This window comes from Frigidibacter sp. ROC022, assembly GCF_024723735.1.
In the GTDB taxonomy this organism is placed as follows: Bacteria; Pseudomonadota; Alphaproteobacteria; order Rhodobacterales; family Rhodobacteraceae; genus SLM-1.
This window is the reverse complement of sequence record NZ_JANQDU010000002.1, coordinates 373,490-389,843: the sequence shown is the minus strand read 5'-3', so window position 1 is coordinate 389,843 and position 16,354 is coordinate 373,490. Positions and strand designations below refer to the sequence as shown.

The following is a 16,354-nucleotide window of genomic DNA, read 5'->3' as shown; positions in this document are numbered from 1 at the left end:
CGGGCTATTCCCGTGCCAAGCTGTCCAGCACCTCGGCCCGCCCGAGAGAGCGCGCCGCCGCCGCCCGTGCCGCTTCGCGGTGTGCCAGGGCCTCGGCCAGTTCGGCCTTCAGGGCGGCCCGGCGCCGCGCCACAAGCTCCAGCCATTTCGCATCCGCCCCCGCCGCCAGCGCGGCATCGTCCGCGGGCAGGTCTTCCAGCGCGGCGCGCCGGGCGGAAATCTCGGCCGTCAGGTCATCGAGCCGTGCCGACAGGTCGGCGGCCCTGCGCGCCGCTTCGGCCAATGCCGCCAGGTCGCGGTCACGCAGGATCCCGGCCAGGGCACCCAATCGGGCCAGTTCTCCCCGCGTCGTCATCGCGGCAGCCCCGAAGCCCGGGCCTTGGCCCGCAGGCTTTCGGCAAAACGGATCGCCGCCGCGACGGTGCGGTAATGGTCGGGGTGAATCTCGCGCCCGATCTCGATGGTCGCATAGAGCGCGCGCGCCGTCGGCGGATCGTGGCGGATCGGCACCCCGGCCTCCATCGCCGCCGCTCGAATCCGCGCGGCCACTTCATCCACGCCCTTGGCGGTGCAGATCGGCGCATGGCCCGGCTTGCGCTCCCATTTCAGGGCGACCGCGAAATGCGTCGGGTTGACGATCACCACATCCGCCTTCGGCACCTCGGTCAGCATCCGGTTGGTGGCGATGTCATATCCCTTCTGCCGCCGCTGCTGCTTGACATGCGGGTCGCCTTCGCTGGACTTGTGCTCGTCCCGCATCTCCTTGCGGCTCATCCGCAGTTTCCGGTTGTGGCTGTGCCGCTGCCACAAGAGGTCGATGCCGCCGATGGCCCCGGCGATCAGCACCGACAGGGTCAGGAAGCCGAGCAGGGTCGATACCAGCACCGCCATGCCCAGCCGGTCGGGCTGTTGCGCGGTGCGGATCAGATCGGCCAGCCGACCCGAGAGGAAGAGCCCGAGCACAAGCGCGATGACCAGCAGTTTTACCGCGCTCTTTGCGAATTCGAATAGCCCGTTGGCGCCGAATTTCTGCGCGGCGTTCCGGAGCGGATTGATCCGGTCGAGCTTCGGCAGCAGCTTGTCGCCCGAGACGGCAAAGCCGCGCTGCGCCGCCAGCGCCGCGATTGCGCAGAGCGCCGGAATGGCGAACCAGGGCAGCACGGGCCCTATGACGGCGATCAGGGTGGCGCCGGCAAAAGCCTGCGTTCCGCCGTCGAATATCCGGTCGGACAGCCGGGCTGCATCGCTCAGCATCTGCGCCAGCGCCGCGCCAAGCCGTTCGACCGAGGCGGCGCCGATGGCGGTCAGCGCCAGCAGGAACCCGCCCTGCGCGGCCGCCGAGGTCAGGTCGGCGCTCTTCGGGACATCGCCGCTTTTCCGGGCCTCGTCCAGTTTGCGCTGGCTCGGGTCGAATTCCTTTGTTTCGTCGCTGTTCTGTTCCGCCATTGCCGGGCCTCAGAACGGCGCGGCGAGCGTATCGCCCAGGGCCCGTATCCAGACGGACAGGATCGCCGGCATCACCAGCACCAGCAGCACCAGCCCGCCGAGGGTAAGCGCCGGGGCGCCGACAAAGGCCACCATGAGCTGCGGCATCGCCTTGTTGATGACGCCCAGGGCCACATTGTAGATCAGCGCCGCGATGACGAAAGGCATCGCCAGGCTGAAGCCCAGCGAGAAGCTGGCCGATATCCGGCCCAGTCCCCAGGCAAGCAACTCATCCGCCCGGGGCCATGTGCCGGGCGGAAAGACCCGGTAGGTCTGAACCAGGGCCTCGGCGGTGCGCAGATGCAGGCCGAGGGTGACCGCCAGCGCCAGCCCGCCGAGTACCAGGATCTGCCCGACGACCGGGCTCGGCTCGGCGCCGGCGGTGGCGAAGGCCTGGCTCAGCGAGGTGGACTGCGCCGCGATGGTGCCGGCAATCTGCAGGGCGATGACCAGAAGCCGCAGGCTGATGCCGAAGGCCAGGCCGATCAGCGGTTCGGAGAGCCAGAGCAAGGGGTGGCTGCCGGGGCTGGCCAGCACCGGTGCCAGGGCCGGCGCCACCGCCGGGGCCACGATCAGCGTGAAGGCCAGCCCCAGCCCCAGCCGGACCCGGATCGGCACCGATTGCTCACCGAAAGCCGGCAGCAGGGCCATCGCGGCGCCGACCCGCAGAAAGACCGCGAAGCCGAGGAACAGCGCCTCGCGCCCCAGCCCCAGCAAGACGGCCAGATCGTTCATGCCGGGACCATCCCGACCAGGGCCGGATGCGCCTCGGTTCCGATCTCGTCGAAGGACAGCACCGGGTTCTTGATGCCCTTGGCCGAAAGCACGGTGCGCAGGAACCGCCGCCGCCTTGTCGAGGTGACCACCGCCGGATAGGCCCCGGCCTCACCGGCCCGGGCGATGCGTTCCGCCACCGAACCGGCCAGGCGGTTGAATTGTTCGGGCGGCAGGGCGACATCCTGCATCCCGCCGGGACCGTCGAGCTGATGGCTCTGAAAGGTCTCTTCCCATTCCGGCGCCAGCTGAACCAGCGGTATGGTCCCGTCATCCCGCTTCAGATCGGCCACCAGCTGGAAGCCGAGCCGCTGGCGGACGTGTTCGCAGATCATCTCGGGCTGCTGCATGAAGGGCCGAACCTCGGCGATGGCTTCCAGGATCAACGGCCAGTTCCGGATCGAGACACGTTCCTCCAGCAGCAATCGCATCACGCTCAACAGCAGGTCGAGCGGCACCTTGTCGGGCACCATTTCGGCCAGAAGCCGCTTGTTGGCCTCGGCGCGATCCGGATCGGAGAGGTTGGTGACCTCATCCAGCAGGCGCCGAAGCGCCTTCAATGTCAGGAGCCTTCCAAAGTTGCGCTTCATGACTTCGAGCAGATGCGTTGCCAGCACCTCGGTCGGCGTCACCACGGTCATCCCGGCGACGGCGGCCGCGTCCTGGGCTTCCGGCGCAATCCAGCGGGCCGGGGCGCCGTAGACCGGTTCCTTGACCTCGGTGCCCTCGGGCAGCTCCTCCCCGGTTCCGGGATCAATGGCCAGAACCCGGTCGGGGCGCAGACGGTCGCGGGCCTGTTCGACGCCCTGAACCCGGATCACGTAGCTGCCCGGCGGCAGCGCAGCATCGTCGGTCAGCCGGATTTCGGGGAGGACCAGGCCGAAGGCGCCCGCGACATGGCGGCGCATGTTGCCGATGCGTGCGTCCAGCCCGATGCCGGGATCGGTGACCATCGCCACCAGGTCCGGGGCAAATTCGACATGCACGTCATCGAGATCCAGCACGTCGCCGATCGGCTTGGGCGGCGCCACGGCCGGCAGCCCCGGTTCGGGCCTTTCCGCCTCCTCGGCTGCCGCCAGGGCGCGCCGCCGCACCAGTTCGGCAAAGCCGCCCAGAACCAGCGCGCCGGCCAGGAAGGGCAGGAAGGGCAGGCCCGGCACGAAGGCGAACAGCGCCATCAGAACCGCCACCGTTGCCAGCGCCGGCGGGTAGCGGCCCAGCTGGGCAAGGACGGTCGTATCGGTCGAGCCTTCTTCCGACCCCCGCGCCAGCAGCAGAGCCGAGGCGATCGAGATGATCACCGCCGGAATCTGCGTCACCAGACCGTCGCCGACCGTGAGGATCGCATATGTCTCGAACGCGTGGCCGATCGGCAGGCCGTGAACCGAGACGCCGATTATCAGGCCCATGACAAGATTAAGCAGGGTGATAAGCAGCCCCGCCACCGCGTCGCCCTTGACGAATTTCGATGCGCCGTCGAGCGAGCCGAAGAACCCGGCCTCGGCCTGGTCCCGCTCTCGCCTGGCCCTGGCCTCGGCGTGGTCGATGGCACCCGCCGCCATGTCGGCGTCGATGGCCAGCTGCTTCCCCGGCATCCCGTCGAGCGCGAACCGCGCTCCGACCTCGGCCATCCGCCCGGCACCCTTGGTGATGACGATGAAGTTGACGATCATCAGCACCCCGAAGACGACGAGCCCCAGGAACAGGCTGCCCCCCATGACGAACATGGCGAAACCCTGGATGACCTCGCCCGCCGCGCCGGTGCCGGTATGGCCCTCGCCGATGATCAGCTTGGTGGACGAGACATTCAGGCTGAGCCGCAGCATCAGCGATGCCAGCAGCAGTGTGGGGAAGGACGAGAAGTCGAGCGGCCGTTCGATGAACAGGGTGATGGTGAAGATCAGGATCGCCAGGCCGAAGGAGGCGGCCAGACCGGTGTCCAGCACCCAGGCGGGCATCGGCAGGATCATCATCACGATGATCGCCATCAGCGCCAGGGCCAGCAGGATCGTGGGGCGGAAGATGGTGCCCATCATGGTCGCAGGCCGTTGCGATGGAACAGGGCGGGGCTTCGGGCCGGGCCGGGCATTTCGGGCACTCCTTCTGAAGGCTCCGAACCGGTTCTAGGACCGCATGGTTAGCAAAGCGTTAGGGGCGTGGGATCATTGTCCGTGCAGCAGCGCTTCCAGCGCGGCGCGGGCGCGGGCGCTGGCCTCGATCATCCGGGCCGCCGCGTCATAGGGTTCGTCGCCGGCGGCTTCCGGCGCGACCGGCCGGACGAACCGCTCTGCCAGCCCGCGCAACGCCGGGTCCGCCGCGGCGAGCAGAGCGCTCCAGTCACGCTCCAGCACCGCCATCCGCTCGGCGTCCGCCTGCCGCCCGGCGCGCTGGTAGAGCCTCCGCGCCTCATCGAGATTCCCGAGCTGTTCCTGCGCTTCCGCCATCACCCCTGCCGCTTCCGGGCCGTCCAGCGCTGCAAGCGCCGCCACGGCCAGCCCGGCATCGCCCTGGGCCAGAAGCGCCCGCGCTGCCAGCAGCCGGGTGGCATGATCTTCGCCGGCCGCCGCGCCGGGGCCGAGCAGTGCCAGCGTGTCGTCCGGAAAGCCCAGCGTCAGCAATCGTTCCGCCACCGCCAGTCGCGCCGCGCGGTCGGCGCCTCCGCCCCCCAGCTCCGGCCCGTGCGGCAGGACCAGCCGAAGAAAGCTGTCGGCATCGGCGGATTCGGCCGCATCCTGGTAGACCTTCCGCAGAAGCGAGCGGGCCCTGGCATCCTCGGGGGGCAGCCGGGTCAGGATCAGGTCCCGCGCCTCGGCATGGGCGCCGCGGGCCAGCGCCGCCCGGGCAAGGGCATAGGACAGCCGTTCCGCCAGTTCGGTGCCGCGCTGTTCATAGGCAATCGCTTCCAGCGCCTCGATCATTTCGGGGGCCAGTGTCCGACCCATGCCGAGTTTCTGTTCGGCCAGGGCCAGCAGCGCCTCGGGCGAATCGGGATCGGTCTCGGCCAGGGCGCTGTCCAACCGCTCCTCGGCTTTTTCCGGTTCACCCAGGGCGGCATCCAGCCGGGCCCCGGCAACGGCGGCGTCCATGGTCCGTTCGCTGGCGCCGAGGTCCAGGGCGTTGCGCAACAGCGCCGCGGCTTCCAGCCGATGGGCGGTGGTGAAGGCGGCGATCAGCCTTGGCCCCAACAGGGTCTTGGCATGGGCCGGAAGGCCGTCGAAGGCCCGAATGACCGCGTTTTCGTTGACCTCCTGATCGGGGCGCAGCGGGCTTCCGGCCAGAACCGCCCAGAGCGCCGCTTCCGAATTGCAGGTCTCGTAGCCGTCCAGTGCCCGGCCCACGGGGGCGGACCCTTCGTGGTCCAGGATCTCTGCCATCGCGTCGACCAGGTCCCAGTCGGGATCCGAGCGGGGCACGAAGCCGAGCATCTGCCGCGCCTCGGCGCCGAAGGTCAGGAAGGCATAGTAGCGGGCCAGAGCCATTGCCCGCGCGGGATCGACCTCGTCGAATTCTCCGGTCAGGCCGGCGCGATAGGCGTCGATCGCCGCGGTGCCCTGGCGCAGATAGCCCCATCCGGACAGGTCCAGCCGGCCCGGCGCCGGGCAGACTTGACCCGCCGCCGTGAGATCATCGGCTTCGCGGTCAGGCGAGGGATTGTCGCGGTCCACCGCGGTCTCGATCCGGACATGGTCGCCCGGAGACGGCACTTTCGGATCGGCCTCGGCGACCTTCGGCCCGCCCGGAGCGCCTGCCCCGGTGTCGGGAGACCGATCAGAGCCGAGCCTGGCCGGAACGATCAGCCCCTGGCTTGCGGCGCGGGCCAGTTGGTCGAGCACCATTCGCTGGAACTCCTGGTTGCGGCCGACGCGGCCGAAATCGGCACCCGGTTCGGGGCCTGCCTCAAAGGGCACGGGGCTGTCGGCGTTGCGCAGAGGCGTGGCGGCCTGTCCCAGGGCCGCGGCGCGCAGGGCCTCGGCAAAACCGGCGGGAAGGGCAACGGGCGCAGCCTCGGTCGCGTCGCTGCCGGAGGGTCCGTCCAGCCGGGCTTCGAACGGGTTGCCCTCGGGCGCCGGGCCGTCCTTGACGTCGATCACGACCCGGCCGCGCCGCAGTTCGAACCCGTCGGCGTGGCAGGCACAGGGCACCTGTATCCGCAGCACTCCCGGCGCCGGGGACTCGATGTCCGCGATCCGGTTGCGCGGGATCCGGTCGAACACCTGCGACAGGTCGAAGGTGATATCGTCGCGGGCGGCGCGAAACTCCCATCCGCCGTCGATCCGGCCAAGCTGCCAGCCGGCCGAGGCATCGAACCCCAGAACCAGCCGGGTGAAGTCCTGGTGATCGCCGGAGCGCACCGTGACCGGCTCGGCCCCGGCCATCGGCGCCACGGCCAAGAACAGGACAAGGCCCAGGGCGATGCGCCACATCACGCCGCGTCCTTGGCGATTCGCAGCGCTGCCTCCAGTTCCGAGAACGAGGGCCGGATATGGCTGGGCGTGTTCTGGCGCCCGACCTCGATGCAGATATTGGTGGCATGGGCATAGAGATTGGCGACCAGGACCTCGCGGATCAGTTTGTAGAAATGTGCGTCCTCCTCGATCACCGTTGCCAATTTGGCCGCGAAGGGGCCGACCAGACCATAGGCCAGGAACACGCCCATGAAAGTGCCGACCAGGGCGCCGCCGATCAGGGCGCCCAGGATTTCCGGCGGCTGGTCGATCGCGCCCATGGTCTTGATCACGCCCAGAACCGCCGCGACGATCCCCAGGGCCGGCAGCCCGTCTGCGACGTTCTGCAGGGCATGGGTCGAATGCATGGCATGGTGGAGATTGGTCTCCATCCGCTTTTCCAGGACTTCCTCGACCTGATGCGGGTCGTCATAGTTCATCGCCGCCGAGCGCATCGTGTCGCAGATCAGTTCGACCGCCTCGCGGTCGGTGAGGATCTTCGGGTAGCGCAGGAACACCGACGAGCTTTGCGGATCCTCGATATGCTCTTCCAGCGCGACGGCGTTCTGCCGGGCGATGCGGATCAGTTCGAACAGCAGGCACAGCAGGTCGCGGTAGTCGTCGGGCTTCCAGCGCGGCCCCTTGAAGACCTTGCCGATATCCGCCAGCGTCCGCTTGATCCCCGGCATGTCATTGGCGATCACGAAGGCCCCGACAGCGGCGCCGCCGATGATCAGCATCTCGTGCGGCAGGGCGTGCAGGATGATCTCCATCTTGCCGCCGGCGAACAGGTAGCCGCCGAAGACGAAGGCGAAGATCAGGGCAATTCCGACGATCCCGATCATGCGGTGGCCTTTCGCGGCAGATCATGGGCCGGCCTGCGCCTCATTCGCCCGCCTCCGCAGGAACGGCGGCGACGTCCGGCGGCACCGGAACGCTGGCATTGCGCCCGGCAAGGATCACGCTGACCGCATAGGCCCTGTCCGGCGCCATGCCGGCCATGATCGCCCCTGCCGCGTCTGTCCGCATCCGGCCCAGAAACCCGGCGGCGAAGTCCGGTGCCATGGCTTCGAACAGCGGCACCGCATCCTTCGGCTTCATGGCTTCATAGACCGCCGTCAGCTTCGACAGGTCGTCTTCGGCGGCAACCGAGGCGCGGGCCATGGTGCGGGACAGTTCTTCTTCGGCGGCTTTCAGATCGGCGAGCCGTCGGGTGATCCGGGCCTCGGCCACGGCCAGGGTCTGCTGCCGTTCCGCCAGGGCCTGCTCTCCGGCGGTGAGTCGCGCCTCGCGGGCTGCCAGCCGGTCGAGGATCGGGGTGAGGTCGGGGTCGGCCGGGCAGGCCGGGGCCGGGTTCGCGGCGGCATCCCCGCCGCCGGCGGACTGCATCCCGTGCGCCATGGCCGGGATCAGCCGTTCGACCCCCGACGCAAGCGCCGCGCCGGTGCTCCCGGCCAGCCGAATTCCGATCGAGCCGACAAAGCACAACATGACGGCCGGCAAGAGCAAGGCGCCACGGCGTCGGCCACGCGACAGCCGGGGCCGCGCCCGGCGCGGGGCCGCCCCGGTCCCCGGCGCCGTGTCGGCTCCGGCCGGTCTGGCTTGCAGAACGCTCATTCCGCACCCCCCGCAACGCGATGCCGCTGGCTCAGGAACAGGGCACCGTCGCCGGACCAGTCTTCTGCCGGCTCGGGCCCTGGCGGTTGCGGCTCTGCCGCCTCGGGCAGGTCGTGCAGCGAGGCCATCAGCACCTCGAGCCGGCGCGACGCCGATTCGGCCCGCTCGGTCAGCCCGTCGAGCGAGACCGCCGAACTCTGTGCGATCTTCCGCGCCGCCTGCAGCGACTTCGTCATGTCGTCCACCTGCGCCGAGAGCACCGCAATCGCGCCGCCAACCCCTTGTTCCAGATCGGTGAAGCGCCGCAATCGCCGCGACAGGACGATGCAATAGAGCATGGCCCCGAGGGCCCCCAGCAACAGAAGTATGTCGGCGGCGAATTGCATGGCGATCCTCAGTTCACGACAAATTCGGTGATCAGCAGGTCGCGCACCCGCCCGGTTCCGGCGACCAGTTGCACCCGGCGCAGCATCTGCGCCCGCAGCCGGACGAGGGCCGAGCGGTCTTCGAGATCGCGGAGATCGACGGCGCGCAGATAGCCGTTCAGCACATCGACGATCCGGGGCAGCAGCCGGGTGACATCCTCGGCATAGCTGCCATTGACTTCGATCTCGGCCCGGAACCGCAGAAGCCGGGCGTCGGCGGCGCTGCCGAGATTGATGATCAGCGGCGTGATCTTCACATAGGAGATGTCGGGCATCGCCGGAACTCCGGCTTCGGCCAGGGCGCCGGCCGGCACCTCGGGGCCGATGCCGGGAATCAGACCCTTTTGCACCGCCAGGAAGCCGCCGGCCCCAAGAACGACGAAGAGCACGAGCCCCAGAATCACCGGCAATTTCGACGCTGGCTTCGGCTTTTCTGCGGGTTCGGCGCCCTTGTCTTCCGTCTCGGCCATTCTTGCACCCGGTCAATCGTTTCGAGACCGTGTTTAGCGCGTTCGCATTAACCGATTCCTAAATGCCATCCGTCAGAAGGGAGGCACCGCGAAGAATTGCGGGACGGGAGAATCGAGTTGAACCAGTTGCTCGCCGCTTGGAACGCGCTGACGATGCGCCGCCGTGCCGTCGTCGGTCTGGCCACCGCCGCCATGGTCGCCGCCATCCTGGGAATGGCCCGCCTGTCCGGGCAGTCCAGCCTGGCACTTCTCTATTCCGGGCTCGATCCCGTCGCGTCCGGGGAGGTGATCCAGGCGCTGGATGCCCAGGGAGCGCTGTATGAAGTGCGCGGAACCGCGATCTATGTCGACAGTGCCAAGCGCGACCTGTTGCGGATGAGCCTGGCCGCGGACGGGCTGCCGACATCCAGCGCGGGCGGCTACGAACTGCTCGATTCGCTGTCCGGCTTCGGCACCACATCGCAGATGTTCGATGCTGCCTACTGGCGGGCCAAGGAGGGCGAACTGGCCCGGACCATCCTGGCCAATCCCGACATAAGGGCGGCGCGGGTGCATATCTCGGCCCTCTCCGGCCGCCCGTTCGAACGTGGCTTTCAGCCTTCGGCCTCGGTCGCGGTGACGACCTCGGGCGGGGCGGTGAGGGAAGACGAGGCCAAGGCGCTGCGCTATCTGGTGGCCGCGGCGGTGGCCGGGCTGACGCCCGACCGGGTGGCGGTGATCGACAGCCGCAGCGGCCGGGTGCTGGATCCCGACAGCGCCACGGGCGCCGATGCCAGGGGCAAGGCCGAAGAGCTTCGAGCCAATGTCCAGCGCCTGCTGGAGGCGCGGGTTGGGCCGGGCAAGGCGATCGTCGAAGTGGCGGTCGAACTGGTGCAGGACACCGAATCCATCGTCGAGCGGCAGATCGACCCGGCTTCGCGGGTCCAGATCTCGACCGAGACCGAGGAACGGACCAACAGCGCGACCGATACCGGCACCGGCGGCACGGTCACCGTGGCCTCGAACCTGCCGGCGGGGGCCGGGGCCGCGGGTGGCCAGTCGAACCGCCAGGACAGCGAAACGCGCGAGCGGGTGAATTTCGACGTGTCGGAAACCAAGCGGGAACTTCTGAAGGCCCCCGGCGGCATTCAGCGGATCAGCGTGGCGGTGCTGGTCGATGGTCTCCGGACCACCGACGCTGCCGGGGTGGAAACATGGACGCCGCGTTCGGATGCCGAACTGGCGGCGCTGCGCGATCTTGTGGCCTCGGCGGTCGGTTTCTCCGAAGCGCGGAACGATTCGATCACCATCAAGTCGATGGAATTCCAGCCGCCGGCCGAACAGGGCACCCTGGCAACGGCGCCTGCCGGCGGGGTGCCGGTGAACCTGACCGCGATGATCGAGATTGCCGCCTTTTCGGTCGTGGCGCTGATCCTGGGCCTGTTCGTTCTGCGTCCGATGCTGACCGCCAGGCCGCAGGCCCGGGCGCCGGGCCTGCCCGCCCCCCCGCCAACCAGCGGCGCCGAACCCGGGCCGGCCACGGACGGCAGCGAAGACATGCCCGCCCTGACCGGCACGATCGAGGATGATCCGCCGCCCGATTTCGCCGCGCCGATGCCGGGCGGTCTCGACATCGGCTTCCCGCCGATGGAGGGCGCGGATGCCGATCCGGTGGCCCGTCTGCGGCGGTTGATCGCGGACCGCCGTGACGAGACCGTGGAAACCCTGCGCAACTGGATGGAAGAGACGGAGGATGCCGGATGAGCCGGGCCCTGATCCTGGAGGAATTCGCCGGTGACGCCGCGCAGGGGGACGATGCTGCGCCCGTCGCGGACCCGCCGGCAGCGCCCGAGCCGGACGCCCCGAAGGAAGACCCCGTAGAGGCCTACGAGCGGGGATATCGCGCCGGATGGGACGACAGCGAAGCAAAGACGCAGGCCGCGCGCGATGCCGTCGGCGCCGAACTGGCGCGCAACATTCAGGAACTTGGCTTCACCTATCACGAGGCCCGCGCCCATGTGATGAGCGGTATCGAACCGCTGCTCGAGGCGCTGCTGGGCAAGGTGCTGCCGCAGCTGGTGGCCGAGACCCTGGGTCCGGCGATCCTGGAAGAGCTGCGCGCGGTTGCCGAAACCGCCGCCGACCGGCCGGTGACCATCCTGGTCTCGCCCGCCAGCCATGACACGGTGGCCGGTTTCCTGGCCGAGGCCACGGCGCTGCCCTTCGAACTGGTGTCCGAACCGACGCTGGGCGAATGGCAGGTCTGCTTCCGGCTCGGCGATCACGAACGCCAGCTCGATCTCGGCGAAGTGCTGGACCGGATCATGGCCCGGTTCAGGGCGTTCTCGGATCAGAACCAGAGGGTGTTGAACCATGGATGACTCATTGCCGCCCGGCCCTCCGGTCGCCGAATCGCCCTTCGGCAAGGTTCCGGTCGAGATCACCGTCGCGGTCGGCCGGGCCCGGCCCCGGGTGCGCGAGCTGCTGGCGCTCAAGGGCGATTCGGTGCTGCCGCTGGACCGGCGGATCGACGACCCGGTGGAGCTGTTCATCGGCGGCGAACTGATCGGCACCGGCGAGTTGATCGAGTTGGAAGGCGAGCAGGCCGGGCAACTGGCGGTGCGGCTGGTCGAGGTGCGCAAGCCCGGCGGCGGCGCGTGATGCGGCGGGGTCGGGTCGGGGCGACGCTTCTGGCGCTGGTCCTGGGCGTTGGCCTCTGCGATGCGGCCATGGCACAGGATGTCACCCTGTCGCTGGGCGGCGAGGGCGGGCAGCTGTCATCCACCGCGATCGGACTGTTCGCGCTTCTGACCGTGTTGTCGGTGGTGCCGGGCCTGGCGATCATGGTGACCTGTTTTCCGATGATCGTCACCGTGCTGTCGATCCTGCGGCAGGCGATCGGCCTGCAACAGGCACCGCCCAACATGCTGATCGTCAGCCTTGCGATGTTCCTGAGCTACTTCGTCATGGAGCCGGTTTTCCAGGACGCCTATGCCCAGGGCGTCGCGCCCTATCTGGCGGGCGAGGCCGGGCTGTCCGAGTCCTTCGCGCCGACCTATGCGCCGTTCCGCCGCTTCATGGCGGCCCGGGTCGATGGCGATGTGCTGGCCCGGATGGAGCATTTGCGGGGCGAGACCGGCGCTGCGGCCGAGGTCTCGCCCGGCGTGCTGATCCCCTCGTTCCTGCTGTCCGAAATCCAGCGCGCCTTCCAGATCGGGTTTCTGGTCTTCCTGCCCTTCATGATCATCGACCTGATCGTCGCGGCAGTGCTGATGTCGATGGGGATGATGATGGTGCCGCCGGCGATCGTCTCGTTGCCGTTCAAGCTGGCTTTCTTCGTGATCGCCGACGGCTGGAGCCTGATCGCCGAGGCACTGGTGAAGGGCTACCTGTAGCGGCCCCTGCGGGGTGGCGTTGGCGGGCGTCCGGTCCCGGTCACGAAGGGGAGTGCGTGCATGCAGGCACCACCCCGCACCGCGCCGAACCGACGACACCTCCGGGCACTGTTTCAGGGTCTAGAAAAGGGAAACACCGGAAATTCCGGGCGCCGGAAATGACCACGCCCGCTGCCGGTTCCGCTCAACGCACCACGAATTTGGCGTGCAGCGCCCCGGCGGCCTTGATCGTCTTGAGGATGTCGATCATGTCGCGCGGCGCCACGCCCAGGGCGTTCAGCCCCGAGATCACTTCCGCCAGCGAGGTGCCGCCCTGCACGACCGCCAGGCCGCCCTGACCTTCGTCGATCCCGACCTTGCTGCGCGGGACCACCACGGTCTCGCCCCGGGCAAAGGGGTTTGGTTCCGCCACGAGCGGTGCCTCCTCGTCCCGCAGCGTCAGATTGCCCTGTGCCACCGCGACCCGGCTGACCCGCACGTCATCGCCCAGCACGATAGTGCCCGAACGTTGGTCGATGACGACGCGGGCAAGCCGTTCGGGCTCGACCGCGATATTCTCGATCATCCCGATGGCATGGGCCGCCGAGGGGGCGCCGGTGCGGGCGATGTCCAGCTCCACCGTGCCCGAATCCAGCATCACCGCGACATGCTTGCGGAATGCCCGGTTCAACGCCTTCTCGATCCGCAGAGCGGTGGTGAAATCGGGATCGCGCAGCGCCAGCCGCACCGATTTCAGGCTGGCATATTCAAAGTCGATCTCGCGCTCGACCCGGCCGCCGGAAGGGATCGAACCCGAGGTCGGGACCCCTTCGGTCACCGAGGCCGCCGCGCCCGAGGCCGAGACGCCGCCGGCGATGATCGTCCCCTGCGCCACGACATAGATCTCGCCATCGGCGGCGTTCAGCGGTGTCATCACCAGGGTGCCGCCCAGCAGGCTCGATGCATCGCCGATGGCCGAGACGGTGACGTCGATGGTCGATCCGGCCCGCGCGAAGGCCGGCAGGGTGGCGGTGACGATGACCGCCGCGACATTCCTGGGCCGGAACTGCTCGCCGGTCACGTTGACGCCAAGCCGTTCCAGGATCGAGGTCATGATCTCTTCGGTGAAAGGGGCGTTGCGCAGCCCGTCGCCGGTGCCGTTCAGCCCGACGACAAGGCCATAGCCGACCAGATCATTGCCGCGCACACCGTCGAAGGACACGAGATCCTTCAGGCGGATCTGCTCGGCAGCGGCGGGGAACGCCAGGAACAGGCACAGGATCAGGGCCAGGATTCTCACCGCAGATACTCCGCAAGGTTGAGCCGCGACAGCCGCGCGGTGACGGCATAGAGCGTTTCGAGCTGGGTCGAGACCTCTTGCAGGGCGCTGGCGGTTTCATAGGGGTCGGCACTGGTGAACTTCGCCTCGGCCAGTTGCAGGGCGGTCCGTTCGGCCGATTGCCGGGTGGTCAGCGCGTCGATCCGCGCTTCGGTGTCGCCGAGAGTGGCGCGGATCCGGGTCAGCCCGGTCTCGGCCCCCGCCAGAACCTCGCCGGCGCGTTGCATCAGCGCGACCTGCTCGGCCACATTTCCCGCCAGAGCCGGACTGCTGACCAGGGCGGCCAGCGCATGGCCCTTGAGGATCTCGCGGACGGCGGGATCGGCGGCATTCACCGAGGTCGAGACATCCTCTCCCTCGGCCACGCGAAAGCTCGGCGCACCGCCGCCGCCCTTGTAGCCCAGGGTCTCGAAGCCGCCGCCGGCGGTCATGAACCAGTCGTCCACGATCGATTCGATTCCCGAGGCGGTGGTCTCGCCCGCGATGGCGGCGGTGAGCTGAGCCAGCATCGCTTCCGACCCGGCCAGCGGCTGGCGGTCGGTGGCGGTTCCGGCAAACAGCGCGCGGCCGCCGCTCTGGCCGTTGAGAAGCGCGACGACAGAGCCGAACTGCCCCCGGGCATCGGCCGATTTCGAAGCGATCTGCGACGGGTTGGCCGAGTTGGCCGTCGAGATCAGCTCCGGCGCCAGGGCCGACAGGCCGGTCTGGACCGACTCCAGCGCGGTCTGGGTGGCCGCCGCAAAGGCCCCGGCCTCGGCGGTGGCGGTGCGAAAGCCGGCCAGGGCCGTCAATCCGCGCTCGATCGTCAGCAGATGGGCGGTGTCGCCGGTGGTGGCGGTGGCCGGGCGGCTGCGCCGGCCGCTGGCCAGTTCCTGGCTCAGCCGGGTCAGGTCGGTCTTCAACCGCAGGGTCTGGGTTCGGGTCAGATAGAGCTGACTCTGGTCGCCGATCGAGGTCATCGCCATGTCACAGCCCCAGCAAGGTTTGAATCATGTCGTCGATGGTCGAGACGACCCGCGCATTGGCGCCATAGGCCTGTTCGAGCGACAGCAGTTCCTGCATCTCGTGGTCGGTATCGACCCCGTCCTGCAGATGCAGGTTGCGCAGCGTCTCGGCGCGGCTGTTGGCATAGGCCATGCTTTTTTCCAGCGACAGGGTGGTGCCGGACCAGAGCGCCGAGGCTTCTCCGGCCAGCCCGCCCGCCGACCGGGCCGTCGCGCCGAACGGGCCCGAGGCCGGGCTGCGGGCGGCGTTCAGCGCGTCGGCCATGCCGGTCAGCAGGCTTCCGTCGCCGACATCGCCGGGGGCCGTGGCCTGAAGGCCGTCGCGCAGGCGCCAGACCGCGCCGCCCTGGCCCGGATCAACGGCGGCATTCACTTGCAGCCGCCCGGCGAGGCCGACTTCGTCCGTGGCCACGAAACCGCCGCCGCCGTCGGTGAACAGGCCGGGTTCCCCGGCGTTGAGCGTCGCATCGAGCGCCGGATCGGCAAATCGCTCGTAGAGGTCGCGTGCCATGGCATCGACCATGGTCTGGGCCTCCACCGCCATCCCGTCGCGCAGGTCGAAGAGTGCCCCCAGCCGGCCGCCGCCCAGGGGACCGGTGCCGCCGGTGACCGACACCGGCTGATCGTTCAACGTCAGCCCCGACAGGGCGCCGGAGCCGATGCTCATGTCGGGGGTGATGATGCCGACCGGATCGAACCTCACCGTCGCGGCGCTGCTGTCGAGAAGGATCGCCCCGCCCGTCGAGACCAGTGCCACCATCCCGTCTTCGCGCGGCAGTTCCCGCACCGGCACAAGGGTGGCGATGCCGTCGATCAGGGTCTGTCGCTGGTCCACCAGCCCGGCATAGTCGCGTCCGGATGTGCTCAGGCCCCGGATCGCCACGTTCAGGTCGCGCACATGCGCCAGATCGGCGTTCAGCCGGGTCACGGCGGCGGCGATGTCGTGGTCGGCCTCCATTCTTGCGGCCTGAATATCATCCGAGGTTGCCTTGAGCCGCTCCGCGACCTCCTCCGCCGCCGCGGCCACGGCCGTCAACCGCGCGCTGCTGTCGGGGCGGTTCGAGGCTTCCACCAGGGTTGCCTGCATCACCGCGATCCGGTCGGAGAGCGAACCGGACTCGCCGGGCATGCCGATGAGGCCGCCGATGCGGTTCTGGAAGGCCAGCCGGGTGTCGTCGGCGGCGACGGCCGAGTCCGCCAGCCGCAGGTCGGCCAGCACGCCCTGATCGACGACCCGGCGGACTCCGCTCACCTGCACCCCGGACCCGGCGCCGGCCAGCACCTGGCCCGACAGCGACAGCTCGCGCCGGGCATAGCCCGGCGTGCGGGCATTGGCGACATTCGAGGAGACGACCTCGATTCCGCGCGACGCTGCGGTCAGCCCGGAAAGGGCGTTGTACATGGCGCTTGTGATGCTCATTCCGCAGCCCTCCTGCCCGGTC

16 protein-coding genes are annotated in these 16,354 nt (G+C 69.1%); 4 read left to right on the top strand and 12 right to left on the bottom strand.

Translation table 11 applies throughout. From position 1 onward, the window contains the following. Positions 1 to 4: 4 nt before the first annotated feature. The 9 genes from NUW50_RS08635 to NUW50_RS08595 form a co-directional block, all read right to left on the bottom strand. Positions 5 to 355: a hypothetical protein gene (locus NUW50_RS08635; RefSeq protein ID WP_258288696.1), complete on the bottom strand. Its 351-nt coding sequence runs from the start codon at positions 353 to 355 to the stop codon at positions 5 to 7. Next, positions 352 to 1,446: an EscU/YscU/HrcU family type III secretion system export apparatus switch protein gene (locus NUW50_RS08630; RefSeq protein WP_258288695.1), complete on the bottom strand. Its 1,095-nt coding sequence runs from the start codon at positions 1,444 to 1,446 to the stop codon at positions 352 to 354. Before NUW50_RS08630 ends, NUW50_RS08635 begins: the two co-directional genes overlap by 4 nt. Before the next feature lie 9 nt (positions 1,447 to 1,455). After that, complete coding sequence (locus tag NUW50_RS08625) at positions 1,456 to 2,220, bottom strand: flagellar biosynthetic protein FliR (protein ID WP_258288694.1); 765 nt, start codon at positions 2,218 to 2,220, stop codon at positions 1,456 to 1,458. After that, positions 2,217 to 4,295 carry a flagellar biosynthesis protein FlhA gene (gene flhA, locus NUW50_RS08620; RefSeq protein WP_258288693.1) on the bottom strand — a complete coding sequence of 693 codons (2,079 nt, stop codon included), beginning with the start codon at positions 4,293 to 4,295 and terminating at the stop codon, positions 2,217 to 2,219. The genes NUW50_RS08625 and flhA overlap by 4 nt, the downstream gene beginning before the upstream one ends. Positions 4,296 to 4,421: 126 nt before the next feature. Continuing rightward, positions 4,422 to 6,683 (bottom strand): hypothetical protein, encoded by a 2,262-nt coding sequence (locus tag NUW50_RS08615; protein WP_258288692.1) that lies wholly within the window; start codon positions 6,681 to 6,683, stop codon positions 4,422 to 4,424. Beyond that, complete coding sequence (gene motA, locus NUW50_RS08610) at positions 6,683 to 7,549, bottom strand: flagellar motor stator protein MotA (RefSeq protein ID WP_258288691.1); 867 nt, start codon at positions 7,547 to 7,549, stop codon at positions 6,683 to 6,685. The genes NUW50_RS08615 and motA overlap by 1 nt, the downstream gene beginning before the upstream one ends. Positions 7,550 to 7,589: 40 nt before the next feature. After that, positions 7,590 to 8,321 (bottom strand): MotE family protein, encoded by a 732-nt coding sequence (locus NUW50_RS08605; RefSeq protein ID WP_258288690.1) that lies wholly within the window; start codon positions 8,319 to 8,321, stop codon positions 7,590 to 7,592. Further along, complete coding sequence (locus NUW50_RS08600; RefSeq protein ID WP_258288689.1) at positions 8,318 to 8,707, bottom strand: hypothetical protein; 390 nt, start codon at positions 8,705 to 8,707, stop codon at positions 8,318 to 8,320. Before NUW50_RS08600 ends, NUW50_RS08605 begins: the two co-directional genes overlap by 4 nt. An 8-nt stretch (positions 8,708 to 8,715) precedes the next feature. Then, positions 8,716 to 9,216: a flagellar basal body-associated FliL family protein gene (locus NUW50_RS08595; protein ID WP_258288688.1), complete on the bottom strand. Its 501-nt coding sequence runs from the start codon at positions 9,214 to 9,216 to the stop codon at positions 8,716 to 8,718. Positions 9,217 to 9,333: 117 nt separating this feature from the next. On the opposite strand from NUW50_RS08595, the gene fliF reads away from it, so the two are divergent. From fliF to fliP, 4 genes are read left to right on the top strand one after another with little or no spacing between them, the layout of a single operon-like run. After that, a complete protein-coding gene (gene fliF / locus NUW50_RS08590) occupies positions 9,334 to 10,959 on the top strand; it encodes a flagellar basal-body MS-ring/collar protein FliF (protein ID WP_258288687.1) in 1,626 nt (541 codons plus the stop codon). Continuing rightward, complete coding sequence (locus tag NUW50_RS08585) at positions 10,956 to 11,576, top strand: flagellar biosynthesis protein (protein ID WP_258288686.1); 621 nt, start codon at positions 10,956 to 10,958, stop codon at positions 11,574 to 11,576. The genes fliF and NUW50_RS08585 overlap by 4 nt, the downstream gene beginning before the upstream one ends. Next, entirely contained in the window at positions 11,569 to 11,856 is a 288-nt protein-coding gene (locus NUW50_RS08580) for a FliM/FliN family flagellar motor C-terminal domain-containing protein (RefSeq protein ID WP_258288685.1), read from the top strand. Before NUW50_RS08585 ends, NUW50_RS08580 begins: the two co-directional genes overlap by 8 nt. After that, a complete protein-coding gene (gene fliP, locus NUW50_RS08575) occupies positions 11,856 to 12,590 on the top strand; it encodes a flagellar type III secretion system pore protein FliP (protein WP_258288684.1) in 735 nt (244 codons plus the stop codon). The genes NUW50_RS08580 and fliP overlap by 1 nt, the downstream gene beginning before the upstream one ends. Before the next feature lie 184 nt (positions 12,591 to 12,774). On the opposite strand, the gene NUW50_RS08570 is transcribed toward fliP, so the two are convergent. The 3 genes from NUW50_RS08570 to flgK are packed head-to-tail and all read right to left on the bottom strand — an operon-like array spanning position 12,775 to position 16,332. Next, complete coding sequence (locus NUW50_RS08570) at positions 12,775 to 13,869, bottom strand: flagellar basal body P-ring protein FlgI (protein ID WP_258288683.1); 1,095 nt, start codon at positions 13,867 to 13,869, stop codon at positions 12,775 to 12,777. Further along, on the bottom strand, positions 13,866 to 14,873 hold the full coding sequence (locus NUW50_RS08565) for a flagellin (protein WP_258288681.1): 1,008 nt from the start codon (positions 14,871 to 14,873) through the stop codon (positions 13,866 to 13,868). Before NUW50_RS08565 ends, NUW50_RS08570 begins: the two co-directional genes overlap by 4 nt. A 1-nt stretch (position 14,874) precedes the next feature. After that, the gene (gene flgK, locus NUW50_RS08560) at positions 14,875 to 16,332 is read right to left on the bottom strand and encodes a flagellar hook-associated protein FlgK (protein ID WP_258288679.1); all 1,458 of its coding nucleotides are present in this window, start codon (positions 16,330 to 16,332) and stop codon (positions 14,875 to 14,877) included. Between the last annotated feature and the right edge of the window lie 22 nt (positions 16,333 to 16,354).